This window comes from Deinococcus aestuarii, from assembly GCF_018863415.1.
Lineage (GTDB): Bacteria > Deinococcota > Deinococci > Deinococcales > Deinococcaceae > Deinococcus > Deinococcus aestuarii.
The window spans coordinates 105,163-115,311 of sequence record NZ_JAHKSN010000011.1 but is presented as its reverse complement, the minus strand read 5'-3'; the positions used below and the strand labels follow the sequence as shown (position 1 = coordinate 115,311).

The window sequence follows — 10,149 nt, the reverse complement described above, 5'->3', positions numbered from 1 at the left end:
GGAGTTCATATGATGGGCGGCATGATTGCGCCCCCCAAACCACTCAACGCTTTCCAGTACGTGTGGCGCAGCCCGTGGGTTCGCGCGGCCGTGTTCCTGCTGCTCTTCTACGCTCTGTACCGCCTGTTCGGCCAGGTCAGGACGGTGGTGGTGGTGTTCGCGGTGGGGTACCTGATCGCGTACCTCGCCAACCCGCTGCTGAACTGGCTGGAACGCGGGCGGGTCAAGCGCGGCCTGGGCGTCTTTTTCGTGCTGCTGCTCTTTGTCGGCATCTTCGCGCTGGCGGCGGCGCTGGTCGTCACCGTGTCCACCCAACTGATCGCCCTGCTCACGGGCCTGCCCTCGCAGGTGGGTCGCCTGAACGACCTGCTCAACGGCGTCTTCGACTGGGTGGGCGCACGCGGCATCCCCGGAACGGAAAACGTGCGGGCGCGGCTCACCGAGGCCATCCAGGGCTCCTTGCAGAACCTGGGGCAGAACATCGTCCCGATCCTGCAAAACCTGCTGAGTTCCACCGGCACGGTCTTCAACAGCCTGATCTCCATCGGCGGCGTTCTCGGCCAGGTCGTGCTGAGCCTGCTGCTCGCCGTGTACCTGATGCTGGACTACAGCCGGGTCAATGCCGCCCTGCTGCACGCCTTCCCCCGGCCCTGGCAACCGCGCGTGCTGGAGTTCACCGGGCTGGTCGGCACGGCGGTCGGCGGCTACGTGCGCGGGCAACTGGTGATCGCCGTCTTCATCGGCGTGTTCGTGTGGCTGGGCCTCACCTTGATCGGCATTCCCAGCGCCGCCGCCATCGGCTTCCTGGCCGGGGCCTTCAACATCGTGCCGTACCTGGGCCCGATCATCGGCGCGACGCCCGCCCTGCTGCTCGCCCTCCCCTTCGGCTGGGTCAAGATGCTGCTGGTGATCGTGATCTTCGTCGCCGCCAACCAGATCGAGAGCAACTTCCTGAGCCCCTACATCCTCAGCCGGACCACCGACCTGCACCCCGTCACCGTGCTGATCGCCATCCTGGTCGGGGCGTCCCTGCTGGGCTTCGTCGGGGCGCTGCTCGCCGTGCCCGTCGTCGCCCTGGGCAAGCTGGCGCTGGAGAAGTACTACTACCCCAGCCGGGTGTACACGGAAGGGCCGTAGACGGGGGGCAGAAGGTGGGAGCGTTCCTGAGCCATCTGCCTCCCGCTTTCATCCTTCCGCCTCCAGCAGCTCCACCTGCCGCCCGTCCGGGTCGAGCACGAAGGCCATGTCCCGCCCGCCGGGGCTGGGCTGGAGACCCCGGGTGACGGTCACGCCCGAGGCGCGCAATCCAGCAAGGAGGTCCCGCAGGCCGGGGACGTGCAGGGCGACGTGTTCGGCCCAGTGCCCGTGCGGGGCGGGTCCTTCTCCCTCGATCTGGAAGAACTGGAGCCGTCCCTCCCCCAGCCGTACCACGCCGCGCCGGAAGCCCTCGGGGGTCGCCACGTCCTTCTCGACCACGCCGCCCAGCCGCCCGTAGAAGGCGAGGGTGGCGGTGAGGTCCCGGGTCAGGAAGGAGACGTGCTTGAGCATGGCGGGCAGCCTAGCGCGTACCCTGCCCCCATGACGCCGCCCCCCTGGACGCTGCGCGGGCACGGCCTCGTCGCGCTCTACGCCCCCGCGCCGGGCTCCCCGCTCGGGGTGCTGATGCTGCTGCGCTACGTGTCTTCTCCCGTCGGCCCCTACGACGAGTTGCTGTGGGTGGAGGCCCCGGTTGCCAGCCCCGCCGGGCCGCGCCCAAGGGTCCGGTCCACCCTCGTCAGCACGCGCGAGAGCGTGGAGTGGGGCCGCCGCAACTGGGGCATCCCCAAACGTCTTGCCCGGTTCGAGTGGGAAGGGGAGCCGGGGCGCGGCCAGGTGCGCGTGACCGGGGAGGACGGGCAGGCGGTCGCGCACCTCGCCTTTCGCACGGGGAGACGGAGCCTGCCCGTGACCACCGCGCCCATCCCCGCTGCGCTGCGAACGCTCGCGCAGCCTGCCCTGGACGGAGGCTCAGGCTGGCTCCTGACCACGCCGAGTGCGACCGGGCACGTCAGTCCCGCTCGCCTCACCGTCCTGCACGCGGACGGCCTGTCCCCGTCCCTCGTCCAGGCCCGCCCGCGCCTGACGCTGGGGGTGCCGGACTTCCGGTTGGTGTTCCCCTTGCCTGAGTGGGCATAAAAAATCCGCCCTCTCGGGCGGTGATGGGAAAAAGATAGCGTGGGATGCAGGGGGTGTCAAACGTATGCAGCCCAATCCCGTCGCCCACCCGGCCTACTTGCCGCCCTGTTCCTTCTCGAACCGCTCCATCGCGCGGCGGACGGCGGGGGGCCAGTCCACGTGCTGTTCCCCCTCCTTCGAGCCGCTCACCTTGCTCTGCTCGGCCTCGCGGCGCTCCTTGGGGGTCAGGGCTTCCCAGACGGCCCTGGGCAGGTAGCGGCTCACGCTGTCCCCGTGCCGGGCGTGTTCGTCGCCGTCCACCGTCTGCCAGTCCTGCTCGGTCCAGTGTTCGAGCGAGCGGGCCGCCTCGTCCTTCTCGCCGAGGTAGCCGCCGCCGTGCGCCTCGTACTCGCGGACGAGCAACTGGCTCTTGCGCGCCGACCACTGGCCGGGAGCGCCGCCCTTATCGGACTGCATGATCTCGTCCTTGAGGCGTTCGCGGAGTTCGGGGTCGGTGTACTTCTCCTCGGGTTTCTTGTTCATGGGGACCTCCTGGGCGCAGGGTGAGGGATGGACGCGCCTCATTTCCGCAAGCCAGCACGTGATTTCAAGGTTTGATGATCGCGGCGCAGGAGAGGCAATAAAAAAGCCGCCTTCTCGGGCGGTGATGGAAGGAAACCAACGTGAGCTGCGGAGTAGTCAGGTTATGCGTCCGGCACACCCCGTGCCCGCAGCTCGCGCAGGAAGGCGTCCGGGTCGGCGGGCGTCAGGAAGTACCGCCTGCCCTGGGAGGTCACCAGCACGCCGCCCCGGGGGGACGAGGACAGGGCCAGGATGGTGTTCGGGCCTTCCCCCGGCCACGCGAAGGCCCCGGAGAAGTAGCCCGGTGCATTCACGCCCCCCTGCTTGACGCCCAGGGCATGAGGGGTGGCGCTGGCCCGCAGGTCGCGGTAGGGCCAGACGAAGGTGCCGGACGCCCGGCGAATCTCCAGCCCCTCGTCAGTCAGCGCGTAGCCCAGGCGGCGGGGCAGCCAGATGAACAGCGCGAGGAGCCCGGCGGCCATCAGCGTGAAGAGGAGGCGGACGGGCAGGGGCATGGGGTCGCCCACCGGCAGCCACGCGGCTCCCAGCAACACCAGGGGTGTCAGCCACGTCAGTGCCGTGAGCCATGCGGAAGAGTGCCGGGCGAGGGGGACGGACTGTCTCACGGCCCGATGATAGACGCCCGTTCCTGACCGCTCGTTCGGGGTGCATTGTCCCCGTGGGGCGGTGGAATACTCCCGGCATGGAATACCGAAAGCTGCTCGGAACCGACCTCACCGTGAGCGCGGTGGGCTTCGGCGTGTGGACGGTCGGCACGACGTGGTGGGGCGTCAAGGACGAGGACATGGCCGTGCGGCTGCTCCGGCGCGCCTTCGACCTCGGCGTCACCTTCTTCGACAACGCCGACACCTACGCCTCGGGCCGCGCGGAGGAGATCCAGCGCCGCGCCCTGGGTGACGTGCGCGATCAAATCGTCATCGGCACGAAGTTCGGCTACGACATCTATACCCACCCCGAGCGCCCCGGCCAGCAGGAGCGCCCCCACGACTGGACGCCCGAGTACCTGCGCAAGGCGCTGGAGGGCTCGCTGAGGCGGCTGGGCACCGACTACATCGACTATTACCAGCTTCACAACTGCCGCGTGGACGCCATCCGCAAGGACGATCTGTGGGCGGAGTTGGAGAAGCTGAAGGCAGAGGGCCTGATCCGCGCCTACGGCACTGCCCTGGGCCCCGCGCTGAACGAGCGGCAGATCGAGGAGGGCATCGCCTCCATCAAGGAGCGCCGCGCGCCCACCCAGATCATCTACAACCTGCTCGAACAGGTCCTCGGCGAGCAGATTCTGCCCGTTGCAGAGGAAGAGGGCGTGGGCGTGATGGCCCGCGTGCCGCACGCCTCCGGGCTGCTGGAGGGCTACATGACCCTCGACACCGAGTTCGAGCCCGGCGATCACCGCAACTGGCGGATGACCACCAATGCCCGCCGCAAGGCGTGGATGGAAGACGGCCTCAAGAAGGTCGAGGGGCTGAACGCCGAGTTCGTGGAGGGCCGGGACCGCACCATCGGTCAACTCGCCATTCAGTTCGCCCTGCGTTCCCCGGCGATGGCGAGCGTCCTCCCCAACATCTACGACGAAAAGGGGCTGGAGGAGTACGCCGCCACCTTCGAGGCCGCGCCCCTGACGGACGACGAGTACGACGCCATCCAGGCGCTCTACCGCGATAACTTCGGCCTTACCCACGACCTGCGCGGGCAGGAGGTGGCACGATGACCGACGAGCCGAAGCCGACGCAGACGGAGAACACGCCGCCTACGGGAGGCAGGCCCGGCGGCGCCCCCGGTGGCCGTCCGAAGATGATGGTGGACCTCGACCCCAGCGGGCAGGTCACGCAGCGCGAGCCCGACCGCGCCCAGCGGCAGTTCCTCAACTATGCCTTCTACAAGCTTGACCCCGCCTTCCGCCGCCTGCCTCTGACTGAACGGGAGGAGCTGAAGGCCGAGTTCCTCGCCGCCGCCCAGGGCTGGGTGGACGACGCTCCCGCCGAGAAGGGCATCATCCAGCGCACGTACAGCCTCGTCGGCGTGCGCGCGGACGTGGATTTCATGCTGTGGCGGATCGCCTTCGACGTGCGCGAGTTTCAGGAGGCGCAGGCGAGGCTCAACCGCACCCGGCTGATGGGCTACCTGACGCAGCCCTTCAACTTCGTCTCCATGCAGAGGCGCAGCCAGTACGTCAACCGCATCGAGGGCAGCGGGCACGGCCTCGAAATCCTGCCGGGGCAGGGCAAGTACCTCTTCATCTACCCCTTCATCAAGACCCGCCCGTGGTACGACCTGACGCCGCACTCGCGCCAGGGCATGATGGACGAGCACATCTACGCCTCGGGTCCCTTCAAGGGCGTGCGGATCAACACCTCGTACTCCTACGGCATCGACGACCAGGAGTTCGTGGTCTCCTTCGACTCCGACTACCCGCAGGAGTTCGTGGACCTCGTTCACCGCCTGCGCTACACCGAGGCGAGCATGTACACGCTGCGGGACACGCCGATGTTCACGTGCGTGAAAAAGGAGCTGGCGGAGGTGATACAGGACCTTGGCTGACGCCGATGGGTTGGGGCAGGGGGCGTGAGCGGTGGCCCTCTGCCTCAGTTTTTGGTGGGTCGGGTGCCCAGCCAACGCCCCAACAGATACCCGACGACCGGGAGCGCCAGAAAGAGCGCGAGCAGGAGTGGGAGCGGCGCGAAGGCGGTCGGGGACAGGCCGAACAGCAGGCCCAGGGCATACAACAGCACGCTGCCACCCACCCCGAGGCACAACCCCCAGAGGGCCGTGAGCCGGGGGCGCAGCACGCCGTCACGCCTGGCGCGGGCACGCAACACGAACAGGACGGTGAGGAGCGGAGCAAGGACGGGGATCAGCGTGCCGAGCGCAGCCCCGCCCAGGCTCAACAGCACCTCGGGCCAGGTTGCGGACCCACGCCCGTACCACCGCCACAAGACGAGCAGCGGCAGGAGCGCCGAGGCGAGCGCCACCAGCACCGGAGGCAGCAGCGGCCACAGCCAGGGCTTGAGGGGAACGCGCGTCATCTTCCTCCCCGAGTGCCCAGCCCCCATCCCGCACCGTACCCGACAATGGGCGGCGCGGCGCACAGCAAAAGCAGGCTTTCCAACGGCAGGCGCGGCAGCACCGACAGGCCGAAGCCGAACAGCCCCAGCGTCATTGCCAGCCCCAGGCACAGGCCCCAGAAGGCCGTGAGCCGGGGGCGGAGCATTCCGTCACGGGCGGCGCGACCTCGCAGGACCAGCAGGGCGATCAGGGCGGGGGAGAGGCCGACGGCGAGTTGCCCGGCGGAGCCAGAGATCACGGCCGGCAGCAGGCCGGGAAGTCCCGCCACGTCCAGTTGCCCAACCCGCCACAACTCCGCGAATGGCGCCGACACCGCCAGCGACACTACCCCCGGCACCACCAACGGCCACAGCCAGGGCCGCAGCGGGGGCAGGGGCCGGGCGTCCTCCAGCGCGGCGGGAGAGGGGGAACGGTTCCGCAGCCGTTCCTCCAGAAAGCCCGACAGCCCGCCCACCAGCACGGCCGGGCCGAGGGGAAACAGCCAGCCGAAGGCCAGGTAGAGGCCCAGCCCGATATTCGCGTCCTGGTTGTCCTTCGGGTGCAGCAACTCGAAGGTGTACACGGCAGCGACGAGGGCGGCGGCGACCCCACCTCCCAGCGCCGCCCCGGGACTCACGCGGGCCAGCCACACGCAGAACGCGGCGACGGCGGCCACGGGCAGGAGCAGCCACGGCGCGTAGAACAGGGAGCCCAGCAGACTCCACCTGTCCGGTTCCAGCAGCCCCGCCCGCACGACGCCTGCCACGACCCCCAGCCCCGCGATCCCCACCATCAGCAGGGGCAACCGCCACCCGCTCCAGGCTGACGGCTGACCGCTGAAGGCTGAGAGCTTCATTCCAGCCGCGCCAGCCCGTGCCGCAGCGCGTACAGCGCCGCCTGCGTCCGGCTCTCCAGCCCCAGCTTGCTCAGCAACCGGCTCACGTGCGTCTTCACGGTCGCCTCGCTCACCCCCTGGTCGTGGGCGATGTCGCGGTTGGAGTGGCCCCGCGCGATGAGTTGCAAGACGATGGTCTCCTTGGGCGTCAGCGTCTCGCGCATGTCGGGGGAGCGGAAGTCGCGCACCAGGCGGCGGGCGGCCTCCGGGTGCAGCCGCACCTCACCCCGGGCGGCGGCGTGGATGGCGCCCGCCAGCGTGTCCGAGGAGGCGTCCTTGAGCATGTAGCCGATGGCCCCGGCCTCGATGGCGCCGTTCACCTTGTGCTCCTCCAGGGTGCTCGTCAGGGCGATCACTTCCGTGTCGGGCCATGCGCGGCGCAGGAGCCGGGTGGCCTGGATGCCGTCCATCACGGGCATCATCAGGTCCATCACGACGACCTGGGGGTGCAGGATGCCCGCCTGGGCGAGCGCCTCCTCGCCGTTGGCGGCCTCGCCGACGACCTCGATGGAGGGGTCGAGACCCAGGAAAAGACGCAGCCCCTGCCGGACGACGGCGTGGTCGTCCACGAGGAGTACGCGCACGGAGGGGGCAGCAGGGGTGGGTTCGGCGGTCACGGCGTCGGGTCTCCTTCGGGGGTGGTGCCCGGCTCGCGGGTCGAGAGGTCGCTCTGCCGCGCGTCGATGAAGAGGTCGAGGTCGGGGGCGTCGAGGGCGCGGGAGGTGGTGGCGGCGGTGTTGCCCTGGCGCAGCCACCCTCGCGGCAAGTCCACCGCGCCCCGGTCGGTGAAGCGGACCCGGGTGGAGAGGCCCTGCGGCACCACCAGGGTCACCCGGCCCCCCTCCGAGCGGAAGTCGAAGGCGCCCGCCGCCCCGTCGGGGAGGTTGAGGTCCACGTCGCCCGAGCCCGTGGTCACGCTCAGGCGACCCGCGCGCGGCAACTCGCCCGTCACGTCGCCGCTGCGGGTGCCGATGTTCAGGGCCTCGGTGCGGGCCGTTCCGAGGGCGAGGAGCACGTCTCCGCTCTCGGTGTTCACGCGCAGGGCGGGCGAGCGCCACCCGGACCCGGCGCGCAGGGTCACGTCGCCCCCCAGCGTGACGAAGGTCAGGGGCCCGCTCTGGCGCCCCGGCAGGGTCGCCGTCACGTCCCCGAAACTCGACCGCACGCTGAGCGCCCGCAGCCGCAGGGCGTGGAGGTCGAGTCGGGCCTCCCCGCTGTAGGCGTCGGTGGTGAGGGTGACGGGCACCCCCCGGGTCAGCCCCACCTCCAGCCTGTGTTGCAGGGGCGCGGTGCCTCCCCGGATCACGCCCTCGTTCAGCGGCCTGACGTTCAGCCGCACCTGCGCGTGGAGGGTGTTCTCCTGCCGGAGCGTCGCCAGCTCCACCGGGTTGCGCTCGCGGCGGGTCGCCGTGCCGACGAGCGCCGAGCGCTCCGGCCACGCCAGCCCGCCGACGAGGAACGTCGTGCGGTCGCCCTCCAGCCGGACGTTGAGCGAGGTCGCACCCGAGAGGGGCACGCGCAGCGGTGTCCTGACGGTCTCCAGGCCGGGCACCGGCGTCACCCGCGCGCCCTGCCAGCCCAGCCCCACCCCACCCGCCACGAGGGCGAGCCCCAGGGCGATTCGGGCCAGGACGGGCGGCAGGGGACGGTCGGGAGGACGGCGGGCGATGGTCACGCGGTCACCTCCCCCCCGGGCGCCGGGGTCGGCCGGGGCTCGGCGGGCAGGGTCAGCGTGACGGTGGTGCCCTGGCCGGGTTCGCTCCTCACGTCGAGGGTGCCGCCGACCTCCCGCGCCCGCTCCCGCATCCCCCGCTGCCCGAGGGTGCCGCCCGGCAGCGCCCCCGGGTCGAAGCCCCGCCCGTCGTCTCTCACCTGCACGGTGACCTCCCCCCCTTCCCCGCGGACGGTCAGCCACACCCGACTCGCGCGGGCGTGCTTGACGACGTTGTGCATCGCCTCCTGCGCCACCCGGTAGGCGGCGGCCTGCGCGGCGGGGGAGAGGCCCGGCTCGGCCCCCATCCCCGCGTGGACGGTCAGGCCGTGGCGGGCCTCCAGGGCGTGCGCGTGCTGCGACAGGGCCGCGACGAGCCCGCCCTCCTCCAGCGCGTCGGGGCGCAGGCTGAAGAGCAGCGCCTTCATCTCCGAGACACCCCCCTCCGCGAGGCGGATGGTGTAGTCGAGGCTCGCCCGGGTCTTGGCCTCGTCGCGGCCCAGGGTGGCGCGGGCGGTCTTCGCGCCGAGGGTGATGCCGTAGAGGGCCTGCGCCACGCTGTCGTGCAGCTCGCGGGCCAGCCGGGCACGTTCCTGCTCCCCGGCGCGCGCGCTCGCCTGCTCGATCAGTTCGGCGGCGTGCAGGGCCGTGCCCGCGTGGTCGGCGATGCTCAGCAAAAAGGCGAGTTCGTCCGGGGTGGGCCCGCTGCCGGGCGCGTACACCGCGCGCAGGGTGCCGCCGTCCCGCCCCCCCGCCACGACCGGCAGGGTCGCCCGGGCGCCGCCCCCCGCCGCGAGGCGCACGTCCGCTCCCCCCGCCGGGAGGAGGGGCGCGGGGCCGCGCAGCCCGGGGTGGTCGGGGCCGCTCGCCGCGCGCACCGTGCCGTCGGGGCTCACCAGCGCCACCGCCCGCGCCGTGCTCGCCGCCCGCGCCTGGGCCGCCAGGTCGGCGAGGGTCGCGCCCAGGTCGTCGCCCAGGGCCACCCGGCCCGCCGCGCGGCGCAGGGCGGCCACCTCGCGGCGGGCGATCACCTCGTCCGCCCGGTTGGCGAGCAGCGCGGTGGCGAGCCGGGTCCACATCCGACCGAACAGGTCGAGCACCGCCGCCGTGACGAGAAGTCCGCCCACCCCCGCCAGGGTCAGGCCCGCCACGCCGAGCCCGGAAAAGGCCACCGTGCCGCCGTCCCACATCACGGGAAACAGGTCGGGACGGCGGGTCCACAGCGGAGCCGTGAGGGCGAGCAGCGACACGCCGAGCAGGGAGCCCAGCACCGTCCAGCACAGGGCGGCCAGGGGAAGCTGCACGGTGTGGAACATCAGCGCCCGGTAGGTCGCCCCGTCGCTCAGGGTCGCCCGCAGCCAGGGGAGGACGCCCGCGTGGGTCGGCGGCGGCAGCACCCGGGAGAAGCGCACGCCGAGCAGCCCCGCCAGCCACCGCTGCACCCCCGCGAGCGCCGGGACGAGCCAGAGGGTGCCCAGCAGCAGCGCGGCGCCGACCAGCAGCGGCAGGGTCAGCACGCCCGCGAGCGTCCCGGCGGCGAGCAGGAGGAAGACCAGCCCGCCCAGCGGCAGCGCCAGCCCGACGTACAGGGCGACGCGGTAAGTCCGGGCACTCAGGAGATCGCTCCAGGGCCCCTCCCGGCGCGGGCGCCCCGGTGCGGGTGGCAGGGTCATCGCCTCCATCATGCCCGCAGGCTAGGGGGCACGGGGAGGGATGGGCGTCCGCCGAAAGGGGGAAGGGG

At 71.6% G+C, this 10,149-nt stretch carries 12 protein-coding genes; 4 read left to right on the top strand and 8 right to left on the bottom strand.

Features of this window, described 5'->3' with window-relative positions:
• Positions 1-21 precede the first annotated feature (21 nt).
• Positions 22-1,137, top strand: coding sequence for an AI-2E family transporter (locus IC605_RS14300; RefSeq protein WP_216325445.1), 1,116 nt, complete (start codon positions 22-24; stop codon positions 1,135-1,137).
• 48 nt (positions 1,138-1,185) lie between these two features.
• On the opposite strand, the gene IC605_RS14295 is transcribed toward IC605_RS14300, so the two are convergent.
• Entirely contained in the window at positions 1,186-1,548 is a 363-nt protein-coding gene (locus IC605_RS14295) for a VOC family protein (protein ID WP_216325442.1), read from the bottom strand.
• Between the two features lie 30 nt (positions 1,549-1,578).
• Here IC605_RS14295 and IC605_RS14290 point away from each other — a divergent pair, with 30 nt between their 5' ends.
• The gene (locus tag IC605_RS14290; protein WP_246580844.1) at positions 1,579-2,175 is read left to right on the top strand and encodes a hypothetical protein; all 597 of its coding nucleotides are present in this window, start codon (positions 1,579-1,581) and stop codon (positions 2,173-2,175) included.
• Positions 2,176-2,268: 93 nt separating this feature from the next.
• Here IC605_RS14290 and IC605_RS14285 read toward each other — a convergent pair whose 3' ends face one another.
• The gene (locus IC605_RS14285; protein WP_216325438.1) at positions 2,269-2,697 is read right to left on the bottom strand and encodes a DUF5872 domain-containing protein; all 429 of its coding nucleotides are present in this window, start codon (positions 2,695-2,697) and stop codon (positions 2,269-2,271) included.
• Positions 2,698-2,858: 161 nt separating this feature from the next.
• Positions 2,859-3,362 (bottom strand): PH domain-containing protein, encoded by a 504-nt coding sequence (locus IC605_RS14280; protein WP_216325435.1) that lies wholly within the window; start codon positions 3,360-3,362, stop codon positions 2,859-2,861.
• A 77-nt stretch (positions 3,363-3,439) separates the two neighbouring features.
• Between IC605_RS14280 and IC605_RS14275 the strand changes: the two genes are divergently transcribed.
• On the top strand, positions 3,440-4,468 hold the full coding sequence (locus IC605_RS14275; protein ID WP_216325432.1) for an aldo/keto reductase: 1,029 nt from the start codon (positions 3,440-3,442) through the stop codon (positions 4,466-4,468).
• An 83-nt stretch (positions 4,469-4,551) separates the two neighbouring features.
• The gene (locus IC605_RS14270; protein WP_216325594.1) at positions 4,552-5,298 is read left to right on the top strand and encodes a chlorite dismutase family protein; all 747 of its coding nucleotides are present in this window, start codon (positions 4,552-4,554) and stop codon (positions 5,296-5,298) included.
• Between the two features lie 44 nt (positions 5,299-5,342).
• Here the strand turns inward: IC605_RS14270 and IC605_RS14265 are convergent, their stop codons facing one another.
• The 5 genes from IC605_RS14265 to IC605_RS14245 are packed head-to-tail and all read right to left on the bottom strand — an operon-like array spanning position 5,343 to position 10,093.
• Complete coding sequence (locus tag IC605_RS14265; RefSeq protein WP_216325430.1) at positions 5,343-5,783, bottom strand: hypothetical protein; 441 nt, start codon at positions 5,781-5,783, stop codon at positions 5,343-5,345.
• Entirely contained in the window at positions 5,780-6,658 is an 879-nt protein-coding gene (locus IC605_RS14260) for a hypothetical protein (RefSeq protein WP_216325428.1), read from the bottom strand. The genes IC605_RS14265 and IC605_RS14260 overlap by 4 nt, the downstream gene beginning before the upstream one ends.
• Positions 6,655-7,314 (bottom strand): response regulator, encoded by a 660-nt coding sequence (locus IC605_RS14255; protein WP_216325426.1) that lies wholly within the window; start codon positions 7,312-7,314, stop codon positions 6,655-6,657. The genes IC605_RS14260 and IC605_RS14255 overlap by 4 nt, the downstream gene beginning before the upstream one ends.
• Positions 7,311-8,372 carry a DUF4097 family beta strand repeat-containing protein gene (locus IC605_RS14250; protein WP_216325424.1) on the bottom strand — a complete coding sequence of 354 codons (1,062 nt, stop codon included), beginning with the start codon at positions 8,370-8,372 and terminating at the stop codon, positions 7,311-7,313. Before IC605_RS14250 ends, IC605_RS14255 begins: the two co-directional genes overlap by 4 nt.
• On the bottom strand, positions 8,369-10,093 hold the full coding sequence (locus IC605_RS14245) for a sensor histidine kinase (RefSeq protein WP_216325422.1): 1,725 nt from the start codon (positions 10,091-10,093) through the stop codon (positions 8,369-8,371). The genes IC605_RS14250 and IC605_RS14245 overlap by 4 nt, the downstream gene beginning before the upstream one ends.
• Positions 10,094-10,149: the final 56 nt, after the last annotated feature.